At 65.6% G+C, this 25,870-nt stretch carries 28 protein-coding genes; 23 read left to right on the top strand and 5 right to left on the bottom strand.

Annotation, left to right across the window (positions count from 1 at the left end; genetic code table 11):
* Positions 1 to 3: 3 nt before the first annotated feature.
* The 6 genes from LLW23_RS02370 to LLW23_RS02345 all read left to right on the top strand — a co-directional run bounded on the left by LLW23_RS02370 (position 4) and on the right by LLW23_RS02345 (position 8,491).
* Complete coding sequence (locus LLW23_RS02370) at positions 4 to 3,183, top strand: efflux RND transporter permease subunit (protein WP_228947191.1); 3,180 nt, start codon at positions 4 to 6, stop codon at positions 3,181 to 3,183.
* A gap of 5 nt (positions 3,184 to 3,188) precedes the next feature.
* Complete coding sequence (locus LLW23_RS02365) at positions 3,189 to 4,634, top strand: efflux transporter outer membrane subunit (RefSeq protein WP_408642007.1); 1,446 nt, start codon at positions 3,189 to 3,191, stop codon at positions 4,632 to 4,634.
* Positions 4,635 to 4,693: 59 nt separating this feature from the next.
* Positions 4,694 to 4,948 carry a hypothetical protein gene (locus tag LLW23_RS02360; protein ID WP_228947189.1) on the top strand — a complete coding sequence of 85 codons (255 nt, stop codon included), beginning with the start codon at positions 4,694 to 4,696 and terminating at the stop codon, positions 4,946 to 4,948.
* 67 nt (positions 4,949 to 5,015) lie between these two features.
* Positions 5,016 to 5,795 carry a metallophosphoesterase family protein gene (locus tag LLW23_RS02355; RefSeq protein WP_228947188.1) on the top strand — a complete coding sequence of 260 codons (780 nt, stop codon included), beginning with the start codon at positions 5,016 to 5,018 and terminating at the stop codon, positions 5,793 to 5,795.
* 76 nt (positions 5,796 to 5,871) lie between these two features.
* Complete coding sequence (locus LLW23_RS02350) at positions 5,872 to 7,332, top strand: DUF1800 domain-containing protein (RefSeq protein ID WP_228947187.1); 1,461 nt, start codon at positions 5,872 to 5,874, stop codon at positions 7,330 to 7,332.
* A gap of 4 nt (positions 7,333 to 7,336) precedes the next feature.
* Positions 7,337 to 8,491, top strand: coding sequence for a DUF1501 domain-containing protein (locus LLW23_RS02345; protein WP_228947186.1), 1,155 nt, complete (start codon positions 7,337 to 7,339; stop codon positions 8,489 to 8,491).
* 149 nt (positions 8,492 to 8,640) lie between these two features.
* On the opposite strand, the gene LLW23_RS02340 is transcribed toward LLW23_RS02345, so the two are convergent.
* Positions 8,641 to 8,919, bottom strand: coding sequence for a hypothetical protein (locus LLW23_RS02340; protein ID WP_228947185.1), 279 nt, complete (start codon positions 8,917 to 8,919; stop codon positions 8,641 to 8,643).
* A gap of 189 nt (positions 8,920 to 9,108) precedes the next feature.
* Here LLW23_RS02340 and argS point away from each other — a divergent pair, with 189 nt between their 5' ends.
* The 8 genes from argS to tatC all read left to right on the top strand — a co-directional run bounded on the left by argS (position 9,109) and on the right by tatC (position 15,598).
* Positions 9,109 to 10,845 carry an arginine--tRNA ligase gene (gene argS, locus LLW23_RS02335; protein ID WP_228947184.1) on the top strand — a complete coding sequence of 579 codons (1,737 nt, stop codon included), beginning with the start codon at positions 9,109 to 9,111 and terminating at the stop codon, positions 10,843 to 10,845.
* A gap of 3 nt (positions 10,846 to 10,848) precedes the next feature.
* Positions 10,849 to 11,571: an SPOR domain-containing protein gene (locus LLW23_RS02330; RefSeq protein ID WP_228947183.1), complete on the top strand. Its 723-nt coding sequence runs from the start codon at positions 10,849 to 10,851 to the stop codon at positions 11,569 to 11,571.
* 211 nt (positions 11,572 to 11,782) lie between these two features.
* The gene (locus LLW23_RS02325; RefSeq protein WP_228947182.1) at positions 11,783 to 12,784 is read left to right on the top strand and encodes a glycoside hydrolase family 3 N-terminal domain-containing protein; all 1,002 of its coding nucleotides are present in this window, start codon (positions 11,783 to 11,785) and stop codon (positions 12,782 to 12,784) included.
* A gap of 10 nt (positions 12,785 to 12,794) precedes the next feature.
* Positions 12,795 to 13,520, top strand: a complete 726-nt coding sequence (locus tag LLW23_RS02320; protein WP_228947181.1) for a segregation and condensation protein A — start codon at positions 12,795 to 12,797, stop codon at positions 13,518 to 13,520.
* Positions 13,517 to 14,092, top strand: coding sequence for an SMC-Scp complex subunit ScpB (scpB, locus tag LLW23_RS02315; RefSeq protein WP_228947180.1), 576 nt, complete (start codon positions 13,517 to 13,519; stop codon positions 14,090 to 14,092). Before LLW23_RS02320 ends, scpB begins: the two co-directional genes overlap by 4 nt.
* A 26-nt stretch (positions 14,093 to 14,118) precedes the next feature.
* Positions 14,119 to 14,358 carry a twin-arginine translocase TatA/TatE family subunit gene (locus tag LLW23_RS02310; protein WP_228947179.1) on the top strand — a complete coding sequence of 80 codons (240 nt, stop codon included), beginning with the start codon at positions 14,119 to 14,121 and terminating at the stop codon, positions 14,356 to 14,358.
* A 29-nt stretch (positions 14,359 to 14,387) separates the two neighbouring features.
* Positions 14,388 to 14,828 (top strand): Sec-independent protein translocase protein TatB, encoded by a 441-nt coding sequence (gene tatB / locus LLW23_RS02305; RefSeq protein ID WP_228947178.1) that lies wholly within the window; start codon positions 14,388 to 14,390, stop codon positions 14,826 to 14,828.
* Positions 14,828 to 15,598: a twin-arginine translocase subunit TatC gene (gene tatC / locus LLW23_RS02300; RefSeq protein ID WP_228947177.1), complete on the top strand. Its 771-nt coding sequence runs from the start codon at positions 14,828 to 14,830 to the stop codon at positions 15,596 to 15,598. The genes tatB and tatC overlap by 1 nt, the downstream gene beginning before the upstream one ends.
* Before the next feature lie 69 nt (positions 15,599 to 15,667).
* On the opposite strand, the gene LLW23_RS02295 is transcribed toward tatC, so the two are convergent.
* The 3 genes from LLW23_RS02295 to LLW23_RS02285 all read right to left on the bottom strand — a co-directional run bounded on the left by LLW23_RS02295 (position 15,668) and on the right by LLW23_RS02285 (position 17,833).
* A complete protein-coding gene (locus LLW23_RS02295; protein ID WP_228947176.1) occupies positions 15,668 to 15,793 on the bottom strand; it encodes an entericidin A/B family lipoprotein in 126 nt (41 codons plus the stop codon).
* A 278-nt stretch (positions 15,794 to 16,071) separates the two neighbouring features.
* Positions 16,072 to 17,658, bottom strand: a complete 1,587-nt coding sequence (locus LLW23_RS02290; protein ID WP_228947175.1) for a sensor histidine kinase — start codon at positions 17,656 to 17,658, stop codon at positions 16,072 to 16,074.
* A 10-nt stretch (positions 17,659 to 17,668) separates the two neighbouring features.
* Entirely contained in the window at positions 17,669 to 17,833 is a 165-nt protein-coding gene (locus tag LLW23_RS02285) for a NepR family anti-sigma factor (protein ID WP_228947174.1), read from the bottom strand.
* Between the two features lie 258 nt (positions 17,834 to 18,091).
* Here LLW23_RS02285 and LLW23_RS02280 point away from each other — a divergent pair, with 258 nt between their 5' ends.
* The 3 genes from LLW23_RS02280 (at position 18,092) to LLW23_RS02270 (ending at position 19,820) form a co-directional block, all read left to right on the top strand.
* The gene (locus LLW23_RS02280; RefSeq protein ID WP_228947173.1) at positions 18,092 to 18,889 is read left to right on the top strand and encodes a response regulator; all 798 of its coding nucleotides are present in this window, start codon (positions 18,092 to 18,094) and stop codon (positions 18,887 to 18,889) included.
* Positions 18,890 to 18,931: 42 nt separating this feature from the next.
* Positions 18,932 to 19,075: a hypothetical protein gene (locus tag LLW23_RS02275; RefSeq protein WP_228947172.1), complete on the top strand. Its 144-nt coding sequence runs from the start codon at positions 18,932 to 18,934 to the stop codon at positions 19,073 to 19,075.
* A gap of 103 nt (positions 19,076 to 19,178) precedes the next feature.
* The gene (locus tag LLW23_RS02270; RefSeq protein WP_228948439.1) at positions 19,179 to 19,820 is read left to right on the top strand and encodes a sigma-70 family RNA polymerase sigma factor; all 642 of its coding nucleotides are present in this window, start codon (positions 19,179 to 19,181) and stop codon (positions 19,818 to 19,820) included.
* 3 nt (positions 19,821 to 19,823) lie between these two features.
* Here the strand turns inward: LLW23_RS02270 and LLW23_RS02265 are convergent, their stop codons facing one another.
* The gene (locus LLW23_RS02265; protein ID WP_228947171.1) at positions 19,824 to 20,003 is read right to left on the bottom strand and encodes a hypothetical protein; all 180 of its coding nucleotides are present in this window, start codon (positions 20,001 to 20,003) and stop codon (positions 19,824 to 19,826) included.
* A 57-nt stretch (positions 20,004 to 20,060) separates the two neighbouring features.
* On the opposite strand from LLW23_RS02265, the gene LLW23_RS02260 reads away from it, so the two are divergent.
* The 6 genes from LLW23_RS02260 to LLW23_RS02235 all read left to right on the top strand — a co-directional run bounded on the left by LLW23_RS02260 (position 20,061) and on the right by LLW23_RS02235 (position 25,835).
* Complete coding sequence (locus tag LLW23_RS02260) at positions 20,061 to 22,739, top strand: bifunctional [glutamine synthetase] adenylyltransferase/[glutamine synthetase]-adenylyl-L-tyrosine phosphorylase (RefSeq protein WP_228947170.1); 2,679 nt, start codon at positions 20,061 to 20,063, stop codon at positions 22,737 to 22,739.
* A complete protein-coding gene (locus LLW23_RS02255) occupies positions 22,702 to 23,148 on the top strand; it encodes a peroxiredoxin (RefSeq protein ID WP_228947169.1) in 447 nt (148 codons plus the stop codon). Before LLW23_RS02260 ends, LLW23_RS02255 begins: the two co-directional genes overlap by 38 nt.
* Before the next feature lie 241 nt (positions 23,149 to 23,389).
* A complete protein-coding gene (locus LLW23_RS02250) occupies positions 23,390 to 24,178 on the top strand; it encodes a M23 family metallopeptidase (RefSeq protein WP_408642006.1) in 789 nt (262 codons plus the stop codon).
* 40 nt (positions 24,179 to 24,218) lie between these two features.
* Entirely contained in the window at positions 24,219 to 24,557 is a 339-nt protein-coding gene (gene erpA / locus LLW23_RS02245) for an iron-sulfur cluster insertion protein ErpA (protein ID WP_228947168.1), read from the top strand.
* 10 nt (positions 24,558 to 24,567) lie between these two features.
* Entirely contained in the window at positions 24,568 to 25,338 is a 771-nt protein-coding gene (xth, locus tag LLW23_RS02240; RefSeq protein ID WP_228947167.1) for an exodeoxyribonuclease III, read from the top strand.
* 254 nt (positions 25,339 to 25,592) lie between these two features.
* Positions 25,593 to 25,835, top strand: a complete 243-nt coding sequence (locus tag LLW23_RS02235; protein WP_228947166.1) for a hypothetical protein — start codon at positions 25,593 to 25,595, stop codon at positions 25,833 to 25,835.
* Positions 25,836 to 25,870 lie beyond the last annotated feature (35 nt).

Raw genomic sequence — 25,870 nt, 5'->3', positions numbered from 1 at the left:
CAGATGTCACGCTATTTCATCGATCGGCCCATCTTCGCATGGGTCATCGCGATCGTCCTGATGCTGGGTGGCGCGATCGCGATCCGCTCGCTCCCGGTCGCCCAGTTCCCCGAGATTGCGCCGCCCGCGGTGTCGATCAGCGCGATCTATCCCGGCGCCGATGCGGAAACGCTCGAGCGCACGACGACTCAGATCATCGAGCAGCAGCTACGCGGCATCGACAATCTGCGCTATTTTTCGGCCAACTCGTCTTCGTCAGGCAATCTCACGATCACGCTGACGTTCGAGCAGGGCACCGATCCGGACATCGCGCAGGTCCAGGTGCAGAACAAGCTGCAGGCAGCGACCCCGCTGCTGCCGCAGGAAGTGCAGCAGCAGGGGCTTCAGGTGCAGAAGTCGGCGGCCAGCTTCCTGGTGGTCGTCGGGCTGTATTCGCAGGACGGGTCGCACAGCGGCACCGATCTGGCGGACATGGTGGTCTCGCGCTTGCAGGATCCGATCAGCCGGGTGACCGGCGTCGGCGAGCTTCAGGTGTTCGGCTCACAATATGCGATGCGGCTGTGGGTCGATCCGCTGAAGCTCAACAGCTACCAGCTGACGATCGCCGACGTGACGGCAGCGGTGCAGGCGCAGAACGCGCAGGTTTCCGCGGGCCAGATCGGCGCGCAACCAGCGCCGGCGGAGCAGATGCTCAACGCCACCGTGTCGGTGCAGTCGCGCTTGCAAACCGCCGAGCAGTTCGGCGCGATCCGCCTCAAGACTTCGCAGGAAGGCGCGGTCGTCCGCTTATCGGACGTCGCGCGGGTCGAACTCGGCGCCGAGAATTACGGCTTCGATGCGAAGTTCAACGGCAAGCCCGCTGCCGGCTTCGGTGTGCGGCTCGCTGCCGGCGCGAACGCGCTCGACACGGTCGAGGCGGTGAAGGCGCGCACGCAGGAGCTGGCGCGGGGCTTCCCGGCCGACGTGAAGGTCGTCTACCCGTACGATACCACGCCGTTCGTTCGCCTGTCGGTCGAGCAGGTCGTCGAGACGCTGATCGAGGCGGTCGTGCTCGTCTTCCTTGTGATGTTCCTGTTCCTGCAGAACTGGCGCGCGACGATCATCCCCACGATCGCGGTGCCGGTGGTGCTGCTCGGTACATTCGCGGTGATGGCGCTCGCTGGCTATTCGATCAACACGCTAACGCTGTTCGGCATGGTGCTCGCGATCGGCCTGTTGGTGGACGATGCGATTGTGGTCGTCGAGAATGTCGAGCGGCTGATCGTCGACGAGGGGCTTTCCCCGAAAGCCGCCGCGCGCAAATCGATGGACGAGATCTCGGGCGCGCTGATCGGCATTGGGCTGGTGCTGTCGGCTGTTTTCCTGCCGATGGCGTTCTTCGGCGGATCGACCGGCGTGATCTATCGTCAGTTCTCGATCACGATCGTCTCCGCGATGGTGCTGTCGGTGCTGGTCGCGCTGATCCTGACGCCGGCGCTGTGCGCGACGATCCTGAAGCCGCACGATCCGAACAAGCATCAGGGCAACGGCATTTTCGCGCGCTTCTTCCGCTGGTTCAATCGCACCTTCGAGCGCGGTACGGCGAAGTACGAGCGCGGCGTGAAGCGGACGGCGCGCAGTTGGAAGCGCTCGCTGCTCGTCTATGCGCTGATCGTTGCCGGCATGGTCTTCATGTTCATGCGGCTGCCCGGCGCTTTCTTGCCGGAGGAAGATCAGGGAACTGTTATCGCGCTGGTCCAAGGCCCGGCAGGGTCGACCACCGCGCGCACTGAGAAGGGCCTCGCGCTCGTGCGAAGCCAGTTCCTGGGCGAATCGGCAGTGAAGTCCGTGTTCACCATCAATGGCTTCAGCTTCGCGGGGCAGGGCCAGAATGCGGGCCTCGCCTTCATCAGCCTGAAGCCATGGGAGGATCGCCCGGGTGCGGACAACCGCGCGCAGGCAGTCGCCGGCCGTGCGATGGGAGCCTTCTCGCAGTTCAAGGACGGCATGATCTTCGCGCTGGTGCCGCCAGCGGTGCAGGAGCTCGGCAATGCGACCGGGTTCGACGTGCAGCTGGTGGATACCGGCGGGATCGGCCATGCGCGGCTGACGCAGACGCGCAACATGCTGCTCGGGGCGGCCGCGCAGGATCCGCGGGTGGCGCAAGTCCGTCCGCTGAGCCTTGAGGACGCGCCGCAGCTGAAGATCGTCGTCGATCAGGACAAGGCACGCGCACTCGGGCTCGATCTGGGGCAGGTCAATGCGACGATCTCCACCGCCTGGGGTGGATCATACGTCAACGACTTCATCGATCGGGGTCGCGTGAAGCGCGTGTATATTCAGGCCGATCAGGCGTTTCGCCTGAAGCCCGAGGATCTCGCGTCCTTCTATGTGCGCGGCGCCGACGGGCAGATGGTGCCGTTCACGTCTTTCTCGACGATCGAATGGGCCAATGCGCCGGTGCAGCTGACCCGGTACAACGGCCAACCCGCGATGCAGCTGCAGGGCGCGGCGGGGCAGGGGCTCAGCACCGGCGGCGCGATGACCGCGATCGAGGAAATGCATGCCAAGTTGCCGCCGGGCACGCAGCTGGAATGGACTGGGCTGTCGTTCGAGGAACGGCTGTCGGGTGGGCAGGCGCCGGCGTTGTACGCGCTGTCGCTGCTGATCGTGTTCCTGTGCCTTGCCGCGCTGTACGAAAGCTGGTCGGTGCCGATCTCGGTGCTGCTGGTAGTGCCGCTGGGCGTGGTCGGCGCGCTGCTGGCGGCGACGCTGACCGGGCTGAACAACGACATTTATCTGCAGGTGGGTCTGATCACCACGATCGGCGTATCCGCGAAGAACGCGATTCTGATCGTCGAGTTCGCGCAGGAGCGGATTGCGGAGGGGATGAGGCCGTTCCAGGCCGCTGTCGAAGCGGCGAAGCTGCGGCTGCGCCCGATCCTGATGACGAGCCTCGCGTTCATCTTCGGCGTGCTGCCGCTGGCGGTTTCGACCGGGGCGGGTGCCGGCGGGCAGAATGCGATCGGCCGCGCGGTCGTCGGCGGGATGTTGTCGGCCACCGTGCTCGCGATCTTCCTCGTCCCGATGTTCTTCGTGGTGATCACGCGGCTGTTCAACCGCGGCAAGCGTGACGACGAAGCCGATGATGTCCGTGACGACGGGCGCGACCGCGATGGCGACCGCGCGCCGCAGGGAGCATGAATAGCATGAACCGCCGTTCCATTCTCGCCGCGCTGGCGCTCGCCACCGCGCTGTCGGGCTGCAACCTTGCGCCGAAATATGTGCGCCCGGGCGGCGCGGTGCCGGTCGCGCTCCCCGAAGGTGGGGTGTACCCGCGCGCCGCGACCGATGCGCCGGATGTCACCGCGATCGGCTGGCGCGATTTCTTCCTCGATCCGCGGCTGCGGCAAGTGATCGAGACCGGGCTCGCCAACAATCGCGATTTGCGCATCGCGGCCGGCAACGTGCTGCAGGCGCGCGCGCAATATCGCGTCCAGCGCGCGGATCGGGTGCCCTCCACGTCGCTGTCGGGATCGTCGACGTTCACGAACAATATCTTTGGCGCCGGGGGTGGTGCGGCCGGGGGCGCTGCCGGCGGCGCTGGGGCAGGCTCGACCTCGTCGAACCTCGAGATCTATTCACTAAGCGCAGGCTTCTCAGCGTTCGAGCTCGATCTGTTCGGCCGGGTCCGCAATCTCAGCGAAGCGGCGCAGGAGCGCTATTTCGCCTCGGAGGAAGCGCAGCGCTCGGCGCGGATCAGCCTGATCGCGGAAATCGCGACTGCGTGGCTGACGATGGCGGCGGATCAGGAACAGCTGAGAATCAGCCGTGAGACGCTGAAGGCTTTCGAGCAGTCGCTGGAACTGACGCGCGCGCAATTCCGCATCGGCGTCGCCTCCGAACTGGAGGCGCGACAGTCCGAGACGAACTATCAGGCGGCGCGCAACGACATTGCGACGATCCAGACGCGGCTTGCACAGGATCAGAATGCGCTCAATCTGCTCGTCGGCACGACCATCCCGGCGGAGCAATTGCCGAGCGGAATCGGCGCCGACGTGCCGACGCGCGACGCGTTGCCAGGCGACCTTTCCTCGCAAGTGCTTCTGCGCCGTCCGGACGTGCTGCAGGCCGAGCATCAGCTGATTGCGGAGAACGCCAATATCGGCGCCGCGCGTGCGGCCTTCTTCCCGACCATCTCGCTGACCGCCTCGATCGGCACGCTCTCGACCGCGCTAGCGGGGCTCTTCGGTGGTGGCAGCTTCACCTATTCGGGCGCGCCATCGCTCGGGCTGCCGCTGTTTGATGGCGGACGCAATGCCGGCAATCTCGAATATGCCCGCGCGTCGCAGCAAGTGGCGGTCGCCACCTACGAGCGGGCGGTTCAGACCGCGTTCCGGGAAGTGTCGGACGCGCTGGCGCAGCGCGGCATGATCGGCGAGCAACTCGCAGCGCAGACCGCGCGGGCCGAGGCGGCGCAAGTGGCCGCGCGATTGTCGGACGCGCGCTACCGCGCTGGCGTCGATTCGTTCCTCGTTGCGCTCGATGCCCAGCGCACGTCGTATGCCGCGCAGCAGCAGTTGGTAACCACGCGGCAGGCGCGGGCGAGCAATCTGGTCGAATTGTATCGCGCGTTAGGCGGCGGACTTAACTGAGGCGCTTGCGCGCGGGCACCAATCGGTTACTCTCCCGTCGAGAAAATAGGAGAGTAGCCATGTTGCCGGAAACGCGCGCGGGCGATGAAGCAACCGTGATCTTGCAGAGCCTGCTCTGCCTGCTTCGCGAGAAGAACATCCTCACCCGTGCGGATATCGAAACGTTGTGCGATCGCGTGGCGATGCGCGCGACCCTCGCGGACCGTGATCCACTGCCCTGCGCCGCTGAGGCGAGCCGCGCTGCGGCGGAGGAAATGGCGCGGATTGGCGGCTATATTGGCAAGCAATATGGCGGGAAGCATCGCCGCGGCTGATCGTCGCGTTCGCCTCCGACACGGTTGACCCTCGAACCATTTTGCGGGCAGCGCGTTGGCGATGCCGATGAAGCTTTTTCACGTTAGTGACGTGCACTTCGGTGCCGAGGATCCTGATGCGCTCGCCTGGTTCGAGGCGTGTGTCGCCGATGAACGGCCCGATGCCGTGATCATGACCGGCGATTTGACGATGCGCGCCAAGCGGAGCGAGTTCGACGACGGCGGCAACTGGCTCCGCTCGCTCGGCGTGCCGGTGACAATCGAGGTCGGCAATCACGATCTGCCCTATTATTGGGATCCGCTGCGTCGGATCTTTGCCCCATACAAGCGCTATGGCGCGGCCGAGCGAATGATCGAACAACCGCTCGACTTGCCGGGTATCTCGATCATCCCGTTCAAGACGACTGCGCGCGCGCAATGGCGCCTGAATTGGTCCAAGGGCTATGTCAGCGATGGCGCGCTGAGCCGTGCGCTGGAATTGGTGGCGAAGGCGCCGAAGGGCAATCTGATCTTCATCGCCGGGCACCATCCATTGATCGAGACAGGCACGCGCGGCACCGCGCGCACGCGCAAGGGCCAGCAGGCGCTCGATGCGTTGGCGGATGCCGGTGCGCATGCCGTGCTTTCGGGGCATGTACACGATCCGTTCGACGTGCCTTATCGCCGCGGCGACTGGACGGTGCGGCTGATTGGCGCGGGCACACTTTCCAAGCGGGTGCGCGAGTCTCCGCCGGCGTTCAACGAAATCCGCATCGATGGCGATCGGTTCGAGACGCTTGCACGCACGATGTCGTCCCAGCCAAAGCATGCGATCAGCGCGACGAGCGACTCCGGGTTGCCCGGCTGATCGGATCGATTCTCCTGCGCTCGGCACATCCGTGCGACAATCTTCGCGTACAGACGAGTGGCGAAGGAGATTGTGAGTGAGTGAGCGATCGATCGCGCTAAACCGCTTTGGTCTTGGCGCGCGGCCTGACGATACCGTGCCGGGCGATGCGCGCGGCTGGCTGGCGGCACAGCTGACACGCTACGAGTCGCGGCCGGCGGCGCTGCGGTCGATCTCAGCGACCGCGACGATCGTTGCTGACATCGGCGAGTATCAGGCACGTGGGCGTGACGTGAGGCGCGCGGGCCGATTGCAACCGGCGGAGGACATGGCCGCGCCGATAAACGCGCGTTTGCCAGCGGAGGGAATGGCCGATGCGGGCGACGAAAGCATACCCGCCGCGATGGCGATGCGGCGCGATGCACGGCGCGATTTGCGGCTGCACTATAATGATGCGGTGGATGCCCGCATCGCAATCGCGCTGACCTCGACGGCGCCGTTCGTGGAGCGGCTGGTGCATTTCTGGGCCAATCACTTCGCGGTGTCTGCCGAGAACCCTCCGGTCGCCTCGCTTGCGGGTGCGTTCGAATTCGATGCGATCCGCCCGAACGTCATGGGGCGGTTCGCCGATCTGCTCCTTGCGGCCGAACGGCATCCGGCGATGCTGCTGTATCTCAACCAATCCGGTTCGATTGGCCCGAACAGCAGCTTCGGCCAGCGCCCGCGCGTCGCAGAGCGCAAGCGCGGGCTGAATGAGAATCTGGCGCGCGAGATCCTCGAGCTGCACACGCTGGGGGTGCGGACCGGCTATACCCAAACGGACGTTACCGAACTCGCGCGCGCGATGACGGGGTCGACGGTTCCCGGCCTTGGCCGCCGCGCCGGCCGTCGGCAGACGACGGGCGACTTCGGATTCGTGGCCGAAATCCATGAGCCGGGCACGCGAACGATCCTGGGCACACGTTATCCACAGACCGGAGGGGATCAGGCGCAGGCGGTGCTCAACGACCTCGCCCGCCGACCGGCGACGGCGACTCACATCGCGACCAAGCTCGCCAGGCATTTCGCCGGTGACGCGCCGCCGCCGGCGATGGTGGCACGGCTGGAGGCGGCGTTCGTCAAGTCCGACGGCGATCTGCCGACGATCTATCGCGCGATCATTGCCTCGCCCGAAGCATGGGCGCCGCAGCCGCTCAAGTTTCGCAGCCCGTGGGAATGGTCAATCGCCGCGCTCCGCGCGACCGGCGTGCAGGGAGGTGTGCCGGTATCGGGCATCGGGCTGCAGGCGCAGCTTGGGCAGCAGGTTTGGAAGCCCGGGCAGCCCAACGGGTTCGACGATACCGCATCGACCTGGGCCGGGTCGGACGCGCTCATGCGCCGCGTCGAGGCGGCGGAGCGGATCGCGCAGCGCAGTCCCGAGGTCGACGCGCGCGCGCTCGCCACACGGCTGTTCCCCGATGCGCTGACGCCGGCGACCGCGGAGGCGCTGCGCCGCGCCGAGAGTCCCGGCCAGGCGCTTGCGCTGTTGCTAGTCGCGCCAGAGATGATGCGGAGATAATCGGATGTTCGATCGTCGTTCCTTCCTGATCGGTGGTGCGCTGAGCACGCTCGCCGCCGGCATGGCGCCGCGCATGGCCTTCGCCCGAGCCGCGACAGAGCGCCGTTTCGTCTTCATCATCCAGCGCGGCGCGGCCGACGGGCTTGGCACGCTAATGCCTGTAGGCGATCCGGCGTTCGCGAGCTTGCGGGGCAATGCATTCGCGGACGACATCGCGGGCGCCACGAAGCTCGATGCGATGTTCGCGTTGCACCCCAACATGACGAACGCCGCCGCGCTGTACCGTAAGCGGCAGGCGCTGTTCGTTCACGCGATCGCCTCGCCGTACCGCGATCGCTCGCATTTCGACGGGCAGAACGTGCTCGAGACGGGCGGCGCATCGGCCTATCAGGCGAAGGACGGGTGGATGAACCGTCTGCTCGGCCTGCTGCCGCAGGATGGCGCGCGCGCGATCGCCGTCTCCGCCACCGTGCCAACCGCGTTGCGCGGCCCGCACGAAGTGGCGAGCTACGCGCCTTCGGTGCTGCCGGATGCTTCGGACGATCTGCTGCAGCGTGTGACGATGCTGTACCAGGGCGATGCGCAGCTCCACGAACTGTGGAGCGACGCAATGGACACGCGCCAGCTCGCAGGCGATCTTGCACAGGACAATGGCCGCAACGCTGCGGCGACCGGCTCGCTCGCGGCCAAGCTGCTGCTGCCGGCGGATGGCGCGCGCGTTGCGATGATCGAGACGGGCGGGTGGGATACGCATAGCGGCCAGAAGGGCCGGCTCGGTGCTCAGCTCAAAGGGCTGGATGCGATGGTCGCGGCGCTACAGGCGGGGCTAGGCCCCGTGTGGAACGACACTTTGGTGCTCGTCGCGACCGAGTTCGGCCGGACGGTGGCGGTGAACGGCACTGGCGGGACGGATCACGGCACGGGCGCGGCGGCGATGCTGTTCGGCGGTGGAGTGAAGGGCGGGCGCGTGCTTGCCGACTGGCCGGGCCTTGCGCCCGCGGCACTGTACGAGGGGCGCGATCTCAAGCCGACGATGCGGCTGGACGACATGATCGCCGGCGCCGTGGCGGGGCATTATGCGCTGGATCCGGAGCGTGCAGGAGCGGCGCTGTTCCCGGTAATCGATCAGCGTGCGCCGATCATGGGGCTGATGGCCTGATCGGCGAGCACCTGGCCGTACTATGCCACCGTTCGTCCCGAGCGAAGTCGAGGGACAGCCACAAGCGACGGCGCTTGGAGCAAGTGTCTCGACTGCGCTCGACACGAACGGAGGGGTCGGATCGCTCCAACCCGCACCCCCAAGTCCGATCAGTTAGCGGCGAGCGTCGACAGCGCGCTGCCCTGTGCAACGCGGAACGCGACCGGCGTGGCGCCGACGGTGCCCGAGACGCGCGCGCCATTCAGGACGAGACGGAAGCGCTCGCCGCCCATGCGGCGGCCGGTGATGACAGTGGTGCCGTTGCGGCCAGCGGCCGTCTTATAGACATAGGTGTCGCGCTCGTGCTGGAAGGTCTTGGCTTCTTCAGCCTGGGCGGCGACGGGCACGAGAACGGTCAGAAAAGCGGCAGTGGTGATCAGCTTGCGCATCGGATTTCCCCTATATGGAACCCCGGCACCCCCTCCTGTATTTCGCGAGTGCACAATGAATGCTGCACTGCGGCATGACGATCGCAAAATGCGCGTTTACGATTGCAGTAACTGCAATCGCGCCCGGGCGTTTGTCGCAAGCGGCGGCATCGTCTATCGCCCGCGCCTCTCATCAACCGAATGGCTGCCATGACGCTTTACCCACGCTTCGCCGCGCACGTCGACGCGGCGCTCGACGCCCTTGTTGCCGCCGGCGATCTCGACGCCGCGATCGATCGCCGCAACGTGACGGTCGAGCCGCCGCGCGACGCATCGCATGGCGATCTCGCGACCAATGCCGCGATGGTCCTCGCCAAGGCAGCAAAGACCAGCCCCCGCGCGCTCGCCGAGAAGATCGCGGCCGAATTGGGCCAGTTGGACGAGGTCGCTGCGGTCGAGGTCGCCGGCCCCGGCTTTATCAACCTGCGGCTGGTCGACGAGAGCTGGCGCGCCGAGCTGGCAGCGATTGCCGCGGCCGGTGCCGACTACGGCCGTTCGACGCGCGGGCAGGGGACGACGGTGAACATCGAATATGTCTCGGCCAACCCGACAGGGCCGATGCACATGGGCCATTGCCGCGGCGCGGTGGTCGGCGATGCTTTGGCCGCGCTGCTCGAATTCGCCGGGAACACCGTGATCCGCGAATATTACGTCAACGACGCGGGTGGGCAGGTCGATACGCTCGCGCGCTCGGCGCACCTGCGGTATCGCGAGGCGCTTGGCGAGCATGTCGGCGCGATTCCTGAGGGGCTGTATCCGGGCGATTATCTCGTACCGGTCGGCGAGCAGCTCGCGGCCGAGTTCGGTGACCGCTACGTCGATGCGCCCGAAGCCGAATGGCTGGTAACCTTCCGCACCCGGGCGGTCGCTGCGATGCTGGTGCTGATCAAGGCCGATCTCGCGCTGCTCGGCATCCACCACGACCTCTTCGCGTCCGAAGCCGAGCTGCAGGCAGCCGGCAAGCCCGAGGCCGCCGAGGCGTGGCTGCGCGAACGCGACCTCGTCTATGATGGCGTGCTCGAGGCACCAAAGGGTGAGACGCCCGACGATTGGGAGCCGGTGCAGTTGCCGTTGTTCCGCGCGACGAAGTTCGGCGACGATCAGGATCGCCCGATCAGGAAGTCGAACGGCCAGTGGACGTATTTCGGCGCCGATCTCGCGTATCATTTCCAGAAGGCGCAAGCAGCCGACGAATTAATCGACATTTGGGGTGCCGATCACGCCGGTACGGTGAAGCGCATCCAAGCCGCGGTCGCGGCGCTCACCGCCGAAAGCCCCGGCGGCAAGACGCGGTTCGACGTGAAGCTTGTCCAGATGGTCCGACTGCTACGCGCCGGCGAGCCAGTGAAGATGTCCAAGCGCTCGGGCAATTTCGTCACGCTGGCCGATGTGGTGCGCGAAGTCGGCAAGGATGTCGTGCGCTTCACGATGCTGACGCGGCGGTCGGATGCGCAGATGGATTTCGACTTCGCGAAGGTGGTCGAGGCGTCCAAGGACAATCCGGTCTTCTACGTCCAATATGCCCATGCGCGCATTGCGTCGCTGCGCCGCCGCGCGGCCGAGGCAAATATCGACGTGTCGGCGCCCGACCTGTCCCGGCTTGATACGGAGGAACTGGCGCTCGTGAAGCTCGCGAGCCAGTTCCCGCGGATGGTGGAGACTGCCGCAACGGCACGCGAACCGCACCGGATCGCCTTTTATCTCTATGACTTGGCAGCCGCCTTTCACGCTTTGTGGAATGTCGGTAACGACCGGCCCGACCGCCGCTTCCTGGTGGCCGAGGACCATGCGGTAACCGCAGCGCGTCTGTTCTTGGCGGATGGCGTTGGGCAAATTATCCGCAATGGCCTTGCTATCATGGGCGTGGTGGCGGTCTCGGAGATGTAAGGCATGGCGAGCGACGAAATCGATCTCAGGGACGAGGACCGGCTGCCCTGGCTCGAGACGGTCGAGCCCGACGAACCTGAAGGTTCGGGCGTCATGCGTGTCGTCCTGCTGGTGCTGCTCGGGCTGGCGTTGCTGGCGGCCGTCGTGTTCGGCATTTTCAAGCTGCAGCAGCGCCAGCCGGACGGGCAGGGCGAGCTGATCGCGGCGCAGGAAGGCGATTACAAGATCAAGCCCGATGACCCCGGCGGCCTCAAGATTGAGGGCGAGGGGGACTCCGCCATCGCGGCAAGTGCCGGTGCAAATTCGTCGGCGGCGATCGATCTGAAGGCGGTGCCCGAAGCGCCGATCACCGGGCGCCGCGCGGGCAGCGCTGCGCCGGTGACTGGCGGTGCGACGCGTACGACGGCCGACGTGCCCGGCTCGGGTGGCCGCCTCACGGCAACCGCGCCGATGACTGCGCCCAAGGGTCCGGTGCCCGGCGCCTCGTCGGGCGGCTCGCTCGTTCAGCTCGGTGCGTTCCCGAGCGAAGCGGCGGCCAATGCGGCGTGGAGCGCGATCGCCAAGCGCTTCGGCTATGTCGCGACGCTGGGCAAATCGGTGCAGCAGGCCGAGGTGAACGGGCGCAACGTGTATCGCCTGAAGGTGAATGCCGGCAGCGCGGGGGCGGCGTCGGACATTTGTGGGCGGCTGACGGTCGCCGGCGAGAAGTGCTTCGTGACGAGCTGAGCGCCCACACCGACACGCACATCCATACCGTTCGTCCCGAAAAGTCATCGAGCTTGTCGAGATGACGTATCGAGGGATCTGGCTGGTTGACCGTCTCGATACGGGTCTCGACTTCGCTCGAACCCTACTCGACACGAACGGGGTGGGGATGAGGCGGGTGTATTCCGCCTCGCGGGGTGACGGTACGAATCGGAACGGCTAACCACTGGTTATGAAACCCGTGATCTTCGGCCTCTCCGGCCCGGTCCTCACTGCGGACGAGCGCGCCTTCTTCGCCGAGGCGCGACCCGCCGGCTATATCTTCTTCAAGCGCAACGTCGTCGACCGCGCGCAGCTTCGCGCGCTCACCGATTCGCTGCGTGATCTCGAAGGCCGCAGTGACGTCGCGATCCTGATCGACCAGGAAGGCGGGCGGGTCGCGCGGATGGGGCCGCCGGAGTGGCCGGCCTTTCCCGCCGGTCCGGCCTTCGATTCGCTCTACGAGATCGCGCCGATGTCTGCGATCGAGGCGGCGCGGGCGAATGCGACGGCGCTCGGGCTGATGCTCGCCGAGGTCGGCATCACCGTCGATTGCCTGCCGCTGCTCGACGTGGCGCGCGCCGACACGACCGATGCCATCACGACCCGCGCTTACGGCAGCGAGCCGATGCGCGTCGCCGCAATGGGGCGCGCGACGCTGGAGGGGCTTGCCGCGGCGGGCGTGGTCGGTGTGGTCAAGCACATGCCCGGTCACGGTCGCGCGATCGTCGATACGCACCATCATTTGCCGACCGTCACTGCCTCCGACGCGGACCTCGAAGAAGATTTGGCGCCGTTCCGTGCGCTCGCCGGTGCGCCGATGGGGATGACGAGCCACATCGTGTTCGAGGCGTGGGACAAGGATCGCCCGGCGACGCTCTCGCCGATCGTGATCGAGGACGTGATCCGCGGCCGCATCGGCTTCGACGGGCTGTTGATGACCGACGACATCGATATGAAGGCGCTGTCCGGCACACCGGGCGAAAAGGCCGCCGGGGCAATCGCCGCCGGGTGCGACGTGGTACTCGATTGCTGGGCGCGGATGCCTGAGATGGTCGAGATCGCCGGACGGCTGGGCGATATCGCGCCGCGCTCGCGCGCTCGGCTGGATGCGGCGATGGCGAGCGCCAGCCCCGGTGCGGGGGACTTCGCTGCGCAGATCGCCAAGCGCGACGCGCTCCTGGCGCTTGCATAGTGTCGGGAGTGTGAACGACGACCAGCTGACGCTCGATCTCGACGGCTGGGAGGGCCCGCTCGATCTGCTGCTCAACCTCGCGCGCGCGCAGAAGGTCGATCTCAAGCAGATCTCGATCCTCGCGCTGGTCGAGCAGTATCTCGCCTATGTCGAGCGCGCGCGCACGCTGAAGCTGGAGCTTGCCGCGGATTATCTCGTCATGGCGGCCTGGCTCGCGTATTTGAAATCGGCGCTGCTCCTGCCGCGCGACCCCGAAATCGAGCCGGACCCGGAGGAACTGGCGCTGCGGTTGCAACTCCGCCTCGAGCGGCTCGCGGCGATGCGTGAGGCGGGCGCGCGGCTAATGGCGCGTGATCGGCTCGGCCGCGATGTATTCGATCGCCGCTCGCCGGAGGGGCTGCGCACGATCCGCACCGCGCGCTGGACCGCCGAGATCTACGATCTCATCGCCGCTTATGGCCGGATCAGCGCGCGCACCCGCCCGGTCATGCATGTCGTTCGTGATCGACAGGTGATGACGTTGGAGGCGGCGATCGCGCGAATATCCGAGATGGTCGGATCGCACATCGACTGGTCGGAGATCGAACGCTTCCTGCCGCCCGGCGCGGACGGCGCGCTCCGCCGCTCGGCTCTGGCCTCCAGCTTCCTCGCCGTGCTCGAACTGGCGCGGCAGGGGCGGGTGGAGTTGCGGCAGGCATTCCCGTTTGCGCCGCTGTACCTGCGCACCCCCGAATGACGCCTCCGGACGACATGGTTCGTGCAGTCGAGGCGGTGCTCTTCGCCGCCGGGGAACCGCTGACGATCGAGGCAATCCGCGGCTACGTCGGCGTCGGCGACGTGCGGCAAGCGCTGGAACAGCTGACGAACGATTATGCCGGGCGTGGCGTGAATCTGGTCCGGCGCGGCGACCGATGGCACTTCCAAACCGCCGGAGATCTGGCGCATCTGCTTCGCCGCGATCGCGAGGAGGCGCGCAAGCTCAGCCGCGCCGCAATCGAGACGCTCGCGATCATCGCGTATCATGAGCCGGTCACGCGGGCCGAGGTCGAGGCGATTCGCGGCGTGCAGATTTCGAAAGGTACGCTCGACGTGCTGATGGAGGCGGGCTGGGTGCGCCCCGCGGGACGCCGCGAAGTGCCCGGCAGGCCGCTCACTTTTGCTACAACACCGGGCTTTTTGGCGCATTTCGGCCTGGAAACGCGGCGTGACCTCCCGGGGATCGAGGATTTGCGTGCCGCGGGCCTGCTCGATCCGGTCGATCTCGCGTTTGAGCAACTGGCAGTGGAAAAGCCCGACGATGACGACTAGATGAGCACGACTTCAGGAGATTACCCATGGGCAGCTTCAGCCTCCCGCATATTCTGATCCTCGCGATCGTCGCTATCCTGCTGCTTGGTGGCGGGCGTTTCTCGAGCATGATGGGCGACGTCGCCAAGGGCGTGAAAAGCTTCAAGAAGGGCATGTCGGAGGACGACGATGACGTCGCCGCCAAGCCGTCGCAGCGCATCGAAGCGCAGCAGGCTGCGCGCCCGGCCGCCGACACGGTGGTCCACGAGGACAAGGTAGCGCGCTGATCTGAACGTCGCACGCGCCGGGAACTCCGATGCTCGACTTCAATTTTACCGAAATGGCCGTTGTGGGCGTCGTCGCGCTGGTGGTGATCGGCCCGAAAGATTTGCCAAAGGCGCTGCGCGTCGCTGGCCTGTGGGTCGGCAAGGCGCGCGGTGTGGCGCGCCAATTCCGCTCCGGTTTCGACGAGATGATCCGCGAGGCCGAACTCGCCGACATGGAAAAGAAGTGGCAGGCCGAGAACGAGCGAATTATGCGCGAGCACTCGTCCACCGCCGCGAGTGTGCCAGCGCTGCCTGACCCGACGCCGCCAAGCGGCGTTGATGCTGATCCAGCTATCGCGATCGACGAATCGACTCCGGCGCCGGTGATGGTTGAGAAGCCGGTCGTGGAACATGCCGATGAGCCGGCTGCGCCTGATACGGCGAGCGCGGACGCTGCGGGCCCCGACGCACAGAACCGGGCGGCTTCCTGATGAACGAGGAAATCGATGCCTCCCGTGCGCCGTTGCTTGATCATCTGATCGAGCTTCGCCGCCGCCTGCTTTACTGTATCGCCGCAATCGTTCTGGCATTCAGCATCAGCTATTATTTCGCTGTCGATATTTTCTCGTTTTTGGTCCAGCCGCTGCTGCTCGCCGGTCAGACGAAGCTGATTTATACCGAGATCTTCGAGGCGTTTTTCGTTCAGGTGAAGGTCGCATTTTTTGCCGCGATGATGGTGTCTTTCCCCGTCATCGCCAACCAATTGTGGCAGTTCGTCGCCCCGGGCCTCTATCGCAGCGAGCGGCGTGCGCTGCTGCCGTTTCTGCTCGCTACCCCGGTGCTGTTCATCGGTGGCGCTTCGATGGCCTATTACATCGCCGTGCCAATGGCGCTGCACTTCCTGCTGAGCTTCCAGGGCGATGTCGGTGGGGTGAGTCAGGAAGCGCTGCCAGCGATCGGCAATTACCTCTCGTTTATCATGCAGTTCCTGTTCGGCTTCGGGATCGCCTTCCTGCTGCCGGTACTGCTGATGCTGCTGGAACGGGCCGGGATCGTCACCCGCCTGCAATTGGTTGCGGCGCGGCGCTATGCAATCGTGGGCGCGTTCGCGATCGCCGCGGTGCTGACGCCGCCAGATGTCGGATCGCAGCTGCTACTCGCGATCCCGCTATGCTTCCTCTACGAACTCGCGCTCGTCGGGATCTGGTTCTCCGAGCGGAGCCGAGCACGTGCTGCCGAGAAGATTACGGCAAGCGAATAAGCGGACGGCGGGTGCGACTTGATGTCGCGCCCGCCGCTGTTTGCACCAGTCGTAAAAGTCTGGAAGCGGTTATTGGACGGCGTTCGAGACTGCGTCACCGGCGGACGAGACATCCTGGCCAGCGCCGCGAACCGTGTTGCATGCCGAGATCAGCAGCGCACCGGCCACCACGAACGTTCCGATCAACTTCTTCATCGATGTTTCCTCCTGACGCGGCGACCTGCCGAATAGGCAATGCGCAATGGCGCGCTTCGTTCCGACGGCCGGCTTGATGTGAGTGGATGTATGCCCCTGAAAGAATAAGGCCCGGAGGCGTCACCGGGGGGGGGGAGGGTTGACGCTTCCGGGCCTATGTCGTGGATAGCGAGAGCGGGGGGGCATAAGGTCGCTATCCGAAGTAGACAACGTCGCTCGAAATGGACGGTTCCGATAATTTCCTGTCGCCCGAAGAATTTTTTCACCCCTTGCGAGGTTCAGTCCCGCCCGAGTACCGCGATCGTTATCTCATAGGCGCCTGCTAGCGGATCATGATGCAACGGCGCGCGCAACTGCCGTGACAGTCCTTCGATCACGCGACCGAACCGGGTGGCGAGGCCCTCGCGCAGCTCAGGGCTTTCGATCAAAGCGCGAGACGACACGCGCAGCGTGGCGCGGCCCGGTTCAGCGGACTCCTTCATCGACAAGCGCAGCTGCGCGGCGGGATCGCACGTCAGCGCGAGTTCGATCATCTCGGTCACGATGAACGCCACGGCCACTGCGACATCCTGCGTCACGAGATACGGATCGATATCGAGCTGGATCCGCAGCTGCGTGCCCTCGGGGGCGGTCGCCCGGATGTTCGATGCGAGCTCGCCGAGCATCGGCCGCAATCCCAAGCCCCGATTTTCCTCCATCTCTGCAAAATGGTTGCGGTGCACCACTGCCAGCGCATCGACGCGGCGCTGAATCGACGAATAGGCCTGCGTCGCCTCCGGCGTCTTTGCGCCGCGCGAATGAAAGTTGATGAGGCTCGATATGACCTGCAGATTATTCTTCACGCGATGATGGACTTCGCGTGTCAGCTTGGTTTGCCGCACCAGCCCCTCGGCAAGGCCGGCCTCGTGGATCGCCACGGTGCGGGTGAGCGCGCGGAACGTCTCGCCCAATTCGCGCAGTTCCTGCGCCGGCAATGCGCGGACCATCGCGATGTCCGGCTCTTCGCCGGGCGTGAAGGCGGCAACGTGCGCGCGCAATTGTCGCAGCGGACGGATGAGCAGATGGTCAACGACGAACCAGGAGATGCCCGCCGCCGCCACCCACATCACCAGCGGCAACAACAACGCCAACACCAGCGGCGATGTGATCGGCGCGGTGCGCACCTCCATCGTCAATCGCAAACCGCCGATCCCCAGATCGGTCCGGCTGCTCTCACGACGTTCGAAAGCATTCTCGCGCGGCATCGTCTGGAGCTGAAGCGTATCGCTGTCGTTCATCAACGTGGCGGCGTAAGCCGAGGAAAACCCACTTGGCTCGCTCAAATCAGCAAGAAATTCGGTCGGGAAGAAGGCCGCAGCCGTCACGCGCCGCGTTTGCCCAAGCACACCGAGCAACAGGCCACGATCCGGAATAATCTGCGCCGCCACGGCCGCGTCACGCGCCGTCCGTGCTGTCGCATGCGCGCCATCAAAGCCGGTGCCGCACAGTAACTGCCCGCGCCGATCGAAGATGGCGAACCGCGCGCCATTGGCAGCTTGTTGCGCAAACACGCCCTGCACGCGCGCGCAGCTCGGCGCGTCGCGCTGATCGATCTCGAGCGCATCGACCGCAACCCGCAAGGCGGTCATGTCTCCGATCAATTCGATCGCGATCGATCGGCTGCTCTCAGCGGAGGCGACGCGCAAACCCGCGCGCGCTTCGGTGTCGGCGATCTGCGTAATGCGTAACGTCGCGAAAACGGCGATTACCGCCAGTGGCAGCAATGCGATCGAAAGGATGACGAGCAGCTTTGCGCCGGTCGGCCAGCGCATCATGAACGTCGGCGACATCGCGCCAACGCGCGAATCGTCCGCCGCGTCTGCCATGGAGTTTGGTTTAATCTAGCTTTCCGAGAAGCGAAATCATCTCGTCGGGAACAGTCTCGTCGACCGTCTTCTGGTATACCGAACGCAGCGCGGCGCCCATATCCCGGTCTTTCGCCTGGGCAGCGGCGCTGCCCTTCTTCCCCGGCTTAACTGACGCTTCCTTGTCCGAAACCAACGCTGCCCCCCGAAACACCTGTTCCGTGAAATGAAGTTATGCCTTGGCCGGAATCAGGCCCGTCTACCAGCCTCTGATTGCGTGCCAGCGTTCGTGAAACCAAAAAGCGGTTCGATGGTTCCATGCCGCGACGACGAAAACCGTCGTCGCATGTCGTGTCGTGCGTCCAACCGTCGTTTGGGATCGAACCGCGACGTTGATCATTCGAGGAATGGCGCGCAAAGCCACCTCATTAATTCCTGGGAGTCGTCTCGCCTCATGTCGCTTGGACAACAGCTCGCCCCGCATCTGCCTTTTCTGCGTCGTTATGGCCGGGCGCTCACCGGCAGCCAGTCGCATGGCGACAAATATGTGCGCGCAACGCTCGAGGCGATCGTCGCTGCCCCGGAGGAGTTCCCGCGCGACGTCGATCCGCGCCTTGGTCTGTATCGCACCTTCCAGGCGATCTGGAATTCGACCAACGGCGACGAGGATGTCGATCCCGGTGACGTTGACGATCAGGAGGCGGTAGCCCGCGCGCGCCTCGCACGGATGACGCCGCTGTCGCGTCAGGCGCTGCTGCTGACTGCGATGGAAGGTTTCTCGATCGAGGACGCCGCTTACCTGATCGATGTCGAAGCATCCGAGATCGAGGCGCTCGTCGCGGAGGCACTCTCAGAGATCGAGAACCAGACCCGCGCCCGCGTGCTGATCATCGAGGACGAGCCGATCATTGCGATGGACGTGGAAACGATCGTGCGTGATCTAGGCCACGAAGTGACTGGCGTTGCCGTCACGCGCGACGAGGCCGTAGCACTTGCGATGGAGGATCGCCCCGGCCTGGTTCTCGCCGACATTCAGCTCGCCGACGATTCGTCGGGGATCGACGCGGTCAAGGACATCCTCGCCCAATTCCAGGTTCCGGTTATCTTCATCACCGCCTTCCCGGAGCGGCTGCTGACCGGAGAGCGGCCCGAACCGACGTTCCTCATCACCAAGCCGTTCCAGCGTTCGACCGTGAAGGCTGCGATCAGCCAGGCATTGTTCTTCGATCAATCAACCGCACCGGTTGCGTGATGTCGATACGGAGCCAAAACGATGTTGAAGGGTTGATCGGTCATGGCTGATGACAATGAAAAGATCGAACTGACCGGGACCGAGGCGCGTGCGGGCGCCACGCCTCATATGACGCGGTACATTCTCCCCATCTCATTGATCCTTGTAGTGATCATTTTCGCTGCATTGCTGTTCGCGCGGCAGTAGGCTGGAGCATATGGTGACCGAGCGGCTGGCAAATGTGGCCGGCCCTGCCTATCTTGCCAGTGCAGGGCCGGAGCCTACCGGTATGGGGAACGATCAACCGAGTATGACCGACGCTGAACCGCGCGATGACGCTGCGGCCGTGGAGACCGCGGTCGAGCACGTCTCGCTCTCCGACCCGGAGTTCAAGCAGCAACTTGGGCAGGTTATTCCGCATTTGCGCGCGTTCGGGCGCTCGCTTTCGGGCAACCGCGACCTCGCAGACGATCTGGTACAGGAGACGCTGTTGAAGGCTTGGGCGGCGCGCAAGCGCTTCCAAGCCGGTACGAACATGCGTGCGTGGACCTTCATCATCCTGCGCAATCTTTATTTGTCACAGATGCGCCGGGCGCGCTTCAAGGGAGAGTGGGACGATCTCGTGGCTGATCGGCTCCTGGCCGCTCCTGCAAGCCAGGATAAGCACGTCGAGCTGGCGGACATGCAACGCGCCTTGCTTCACCTACCGCAGCCCCAGCGTGAGGCGCTTATTCTGGTGGGAGCTGGCGGCTTCGCCTACGAAGAAGCAGCCGAAATTTGCGGCGTTGCAGTCGGCACGATCAAGAGTCGCGTTGCGCGCGGTCGGGTTGCGCTCGAAACGTTGATGAGCGGCACCGACATGACGACGCGAACCGCGCAGGGCTTGGTCCGCGAAAAGCCAACGCTCGACGAGATCATGGACGAAGTCGACGAACTCAGTCGAGACCGTTGACGATCAATGGCAGCGGGTGGCTTGATCGAGCGCTGCCAGCGACTGCGCAAAATCCTCCGGCAAATCGTCTGCGTCGCCGAAGGCGTTACGCAAGGCGTGGCCGACAGCGTCGGTAGCACGAGGACGGCGAACGAAGTAACCGTCCGCCGGACGGAGATTTTTGCGGTGTTCGGTAGCCATCATGCCGGTTAGAACTCTCCGACCCGGCGGAAGGTTTCGCCACCCGATGATATGAATTCATTGTCAAGTGAAATCGCAACTTTGTCGTCGACGCACGACGCGATCGCACGCGCGACTAGGTACTCGCCGTTCCTCGCGACATTGCTGCAGCGCGAGCCAGACTTCGCTAGCGGGTCGCCTGACGAGCCTGTTTCGATCGACGTCGATTTGCCGGTGGGCACCGCGTTGCGCCGCGCACGCCGGCGTCTCGCATTACGGGTAGCGATCGGCGATCTCGCCGGCGTGTTCGACCTTTCGGCCGTCACGCACCGGCTGAGTGACTTCGCCGACCAGGCGCTCGACCTTGCAATCCGCACCGCAATCACCGAGCGCACCCCCGGGGTCGAGCCGAGCGGGTTCGTCGCGATTGCGCTTGGAAAACAGGGCAGCCGCGAACTCAATTACTCGTCGGATATCGACCCGATTTTCCTGTTCGATCCCGCCACGCTTCCGAGGCGCCGAAACGAGGAACCGATCGAGGCCGCGGTACGGATCGGCAAGCGCGTGGTCGAACTGCTTCAGGCGCGTGACGGCGAGGGCTATGTCCTGCGCGTCGACCTGCGGCTGCGCCCGACCCCCGAGGCAACGCCGATCGCGCTGCCGGTCGAGGCCGCGATCACCTATTACGAATCGCAAGCGCTGCCATGGGAGCGCGCTGCCTTCATCCGCGCCCGTGCGGCTGCCGGCGACGTTGCGCTCGGACGCCGCTTCCTCGATGCGATCCGCCCGTTCATCTGGCGACGCAGCCTCGATTTCGGTGCGATCGGCGAGATCGTCGACATCACCCGCCGCATCCGTGACCATTATTCGCAAGGCCAGGCATTCGGCCCCGGCTATGATCTGAAGCGCGGCCGTGGCGGCATTCGCGAGATCGAGTTCTTCGCGCAGATCCATCAGCTGATTCACGGCGGGCGCGATCCCGCGCTGCGCGTTCCCGACACGCGCGCCGCGCTTGCCTCGCTGGCTGAGGCAGGACGGATCGATGCAGCGGACGCGGCGGCGCTCACCGACGCCTACGTCGTCCTGCGTACCGCTGAGCATCGCGTGCAGATGATCGACGATCGTCAGACGCACGAATTGCCGGCGGGGGAGGCGCTCGACCGCGTTGCATTGCTCGATGGCCGCACCGACGGCGCCGCGCTGCTCGATCACCTGCGGCCGCACGTCACGCGCGTGGCAGCGATATTCGATCGCCTTGCGCCGCCACCCTCCGACGCGCTGACCCGCGATGGGGCGACGTTGGTGGATCGGCTGTCGGCTGCCCGCTTCGACGATCCGGCGGCCGCAGCGGCGCGGATCGCCGCGTGGCGCGCCGGACGCTATCCGGCGCTGCGCAGCGCCGCCGCGCAGGGTGCGCTGGAAGCTGTGCTGCCGGGGCTCGTCACCGCGCTGGCCGACGCGCCGGTCCCGCAGGCCGCGCTCGTCCGGCTCGATCGCTTGCTCGAACGGCTGCCGAGTGCGGTGAACATCTTCCGCCTGCTCGAAGCGCGGCCGGCGCTCGCCGCGCTGCTTGCGCAACTGCTCAGCCACGCGCCGACGCTGGCGGAGGAACTCGCGCGCCGCCCCGACCTGCTCGACGGGCTGATCGACGCCACCGCCTTTGATCCCATGCCCGATGTCGCCGCGCTCGCCGCCGACATGCGCGCGAGAGAACGCGGCGCCGATTTCCAGGCGCGGCTGGATCATGTTCGCCGCGTCGTGGGGGATCGGCGGTTTGCGCTCGGCACGCAGATCATCGCCGGCGTGGCCGATCCGCTCGATGTCGCTGCAGGCTATTCGCGCGTCGCCGAGGCGGCGATCGAGGTGCTCACCAGCGCGACGATTGAGGAGTTTGCCCGCGCCCACGGGCAAGTGCCGGGCAGCGAGTTCGTGATCCTCGCGCTTGGCCGGCTCGGCGGCGGCGCGCTGACCCACGCATCGGATCTCGACCTAATCTATCTTTTCACCGGCGATTTCGCGGCGGAGTCCGATGGCCCCAAGCCGCTCGGCGCGACGCTCTACTATAATCGCCTTGCGCAGCGCGTGACTGCTGCGCTCTCGGTAGCAACCGCCGCTGGCCCGCTCTACCCGATCGACACGCGGCTGCGCCCGTCGGGCACGCAAGGTCCACTCGTCGTCAACATCGACTCGTTCGCGCGGTATCAGCGCGAGAGCGCGTGGACGTGGGAGCACATGGCCCTCACGCGCGCGCGACCGGTGTTCGGCTCGGCCGCCGCGCGCGCCGATCTCGCCGCGATTATTCAGGCAGTGCTCGCTGGTGACCGACTGGAACGCGATGTGGTCGCCGATGCCGTTGCGATGCGAGCGGAGATGGCCGCGCACAAGCCGCCACAAGGTCCGCTCGATGCGAAGCTGCTCCCGGGCGGGCTCGTCGACCTCGAATTTGCTGTCCATGTCGCGCAACTGTCGCGGCTGACCGGCTTTGATCCCGACCTGTCGCGCGCGATCGAACTGCTCGATCTACCGCTGCAAGCCGCACTTAACCTGTTGACCCGGTTGATCGTCACCATGCGGCTCGTCGCGCCCGATGCGGCCGAGCCGGAGGCGTCGGCGACACGCGCGCTGGTCGCCCGTGCGCTGCGATGCGAGGATTGGGCCGCAGTAGTTGCGGCGCTCGATGCGGCGCGGCAGGAAGTGATCGCCGTATGGACTGGAGTGACGCATGGACAAGTTGCCGCCCGTAACGCTGACCGCGCCTGATGGCGCACCGCTGCGCCTCGCCGATCAGCCGCTGCCGCTGGTGATCTATTTCTACCCCAAGGACGATACGACCGGCTGCACGCGCGAAGCGCAGGACTTTTCCGCACTGGCTGGAGATTTCGCCGCCGCTGGCGTCGCACTGCTCGGCGTGTCGAAGGATTCGCCCAAGAGCCACGGTAAGTTCATCGCCAAATACGATCTCGCCGTGCCGCTCGCCAGCGACGAGGATGGCAGCGTTTGCGAGGCGTTCGGCACCTGGGTCGAGAAATCGATGTATGGCAAAAGCTACATGGGGATCGAGCGGTCGACCTTCCTGTTCGGCGCCGACGGCGGATTGGTGCGCGAATGGCGCAAGGTGAAGGTGCCGGGCCATGCCGCCGCGGTGCTGGAGGCGGCAAAAGCGCTTTGACGGATGTGGCCAACCCGCTGATCGGCGAGCTATTCTCCAGCGCGATCCATGCCGCTTCAACGACTCGCCGCGCGACTCTCCCGGCCTGACGCGGGAATAAGTCGGCGGACTTGCTTAACGCGCGCGGAGCGGGTCAGTGATCCTTGTCAGGGTGCGGGGGGCCGCTTCCAGACCAGTAGACGGATTAACGCGCGTCGGGTCGCCTCGGCGTCACTCGTATCAACGATTCGCTCGGGGTTCGATGACCAACACCTTTACCGCACCGGCCAACCGTCTCGCAGCTGCCGCCTGCGCTTTCATTTCGCCGCGCGGCATAATGCTGAATGCCGCGGTTGCGATGGTCGGCTTTGCCGCTTGTGGTGCAGCCAGCGCGTCGAGCCAGACGATGCAGGCCGCCTCCGCACAGTCTGACGGGCGCAACGCCGCGGCAACGGGTGGTCCGCTGATCCCCGCCGCCAGTGCCGAAGCTACGGCCGATCTAAGCGCCGACGCACAGTTCCGCTCGCTGTTTATGACCTGGAAGAAGCTCGACACGCTCGAGCAAGGCGTGATTGCCATCCCGTCGGTCCAGCCGGTTCAGCATCTCACCTTCACCAGCAATTTCGGCATCCGCAGCGATCCATTCCGCGGCTCGGCAGCGATGCATGCCGGCGTTGACATCCCCGGCCCTACCGGCACGCCGATTTACGCCACCGCCGATGGCATCATCAGCCATGCCGATCGCCAGGGCGGCTACGGCAACATGGTCGAGATCAATCACGGGAAAGGCATCACGACGCGCTACGGCCATTTGTCGAAGATCGTCGTCACCGAGAACGGTCGCGTCCGTCGCGGCCAGATCATCGGCCTGATGGGCTCGACCGGCCGCTCGACCGGCCCGCATCTCCACTATGAAGTGCGCATCGACAACCACGCGGTGAACCCGGTGCCGTTCCTGACGACTGCGGATTACCTGCTGGCGGCGCAGGATCGCTCGGTCAGCCAGATCCCGGTCTCGACCAGCGGCCCGGCGGCGCAGGACGGCCTTTGATCTGCTTGCGGGTGGGCTTGGCAAGGCCTACCTCGTCGTAATGGAAACGCTCGCGACAGACATCGCCCTTACCTCCGCGGCTGCGGCGCGCGTCGCGGCGATTGCGGCGAAGCAGAACAAGCCGGCGATCCTGCGCCTTTCAGTCGAGGGTGGTGGCTGTTCGGGCTTCCAATATCGCTTCGGTTTTGCGGATGCGCCTGAGGCGGGCGACGTGATCGTCGAAACCGATGGCGTGCGGCTCGTCGTTGATGACGTGAGCCTAGATCTCGTGCGCGGCGCATCGGTCGATTACGTCGAATTGCTGGGCGGTGCGGCGTTCAAGGTCGACAATCCGGTCGCCGCATCGGGTTGCGGTTGCGGGACCAGCTTCTCGGTGTAAGGCCGGGGGCGTGAAGATCGTCACTTACAACGTCAACGGCATCAAGGCGCGCCTGCCGCGCCTGCTGGAATATTTCGCCGAGCAGCAGCCCGACATCGTCTGCCTGCAGGAACTGAAATCCAGCGACGAAACCTTCCCCGAGGCGGACATCCGCGACGCCGGCTATGGCGCGGTGTGGCACGGGCAGAAGGGGTTCAACGGCGTTGCGGTGCTGGCAAAGGGCACCGATCCGGTTGAGCGCCAGCGCGGGCTGCAGGGCGAGCCCGAGGACGAGCACAGCCGCTATCTCGAATGCGCCGTTGACGGCCTGACCATCGCGTCGATCTACTTGCCCAACGGCAATCCGCAACCCGGCCCCAAGTTTGATTACAAGATACGCTGGATCGAGCGGCTGTCGGCACGCGCGCGCGAACTGCTCGCGGCGGAGGTGCCCGCGGTGCTGGCCGGCGATTACAACGTCATCGCCAACGACGACGACACCTTCTCGGTCCGCGCCATGGCGAGCGACGCGCTGATGCAGCCCGAAAGCCGAGGTGGCTATCGCGCGATGCTCGCGCAGGGCTGGACCGACGCGTTGCGAGTACGCCATCCGAACGGTCGCGTATGGACTTTCTGGGATTACCAGGCCGGCGCATGGCAGCGCGACGCGGGCTTCCGCATCGATCACTTGTTGCTTTCGCCCGCGGTCGCCGACCGTCTCGTCGAGGCCGGCGTCGACAAGGAATATCGCGGGCGCGAAAAGGCCAGCGACCATGCGCCGACCTGGGTTCGCTTGCGCTAAAGCGAACGCGAGCCCCCAGTAACGACCGCCTTCGTCCGCCACCGGACACGTTACTGATCCATGTCGTCCGGAAGCGCACAACGCCGTTCGGCGCTTTCCACCGCGAAGTGGCGATCCCCACCGACAATCAGCGGCACCCGCAAGGCCCGGTTTTGTAAGTCATTGATTTCCCGTCGCGCGAGCAATTGGCACGCGTGATGCAATGCATTTGGCAGGCAGCGCAACGGCGCCGCCGGATCTGAAAGGAAGCCACCATGACCATGTTCGCTCTCGCCGCTGCCCTGGCCTTCGGCGCTGCCTCGCCTGAACCTGCTGCCGCTCCCGCGCCGATCGCGCCCGTTGCCGAGCGCCTTGCGTCCAGCTCGATCGATCCGAACACCGATCAGCGCCGCGTCTGCGTCATCGACAAGTACACCGGCTCGCTCATGCCAACCAAGGCCTGCCAGACCCGTGCGCAGTGGGTCGCTCAGGGCACGGATCCGCTGGCCGCGCGCTGAGGCCGTCGCCCGGGGCATAGCCGGCGTGCGAGGGC

The sequence above is a fragment of the Sphingomonas radiodurans genome, from assembly GCF_020866845.1.
GTDB classification, from domain to species: domain Bacteria; phylum Pseudomonadota; class Alphaproteobacteria; order Sphingomonadales; family Sphingomonadaceae; genus Sphingomonas; species Sphingomonas radiodurans.
This window is presented reverse-complemented; position numbering and strand designations above follow the sequence as displayed.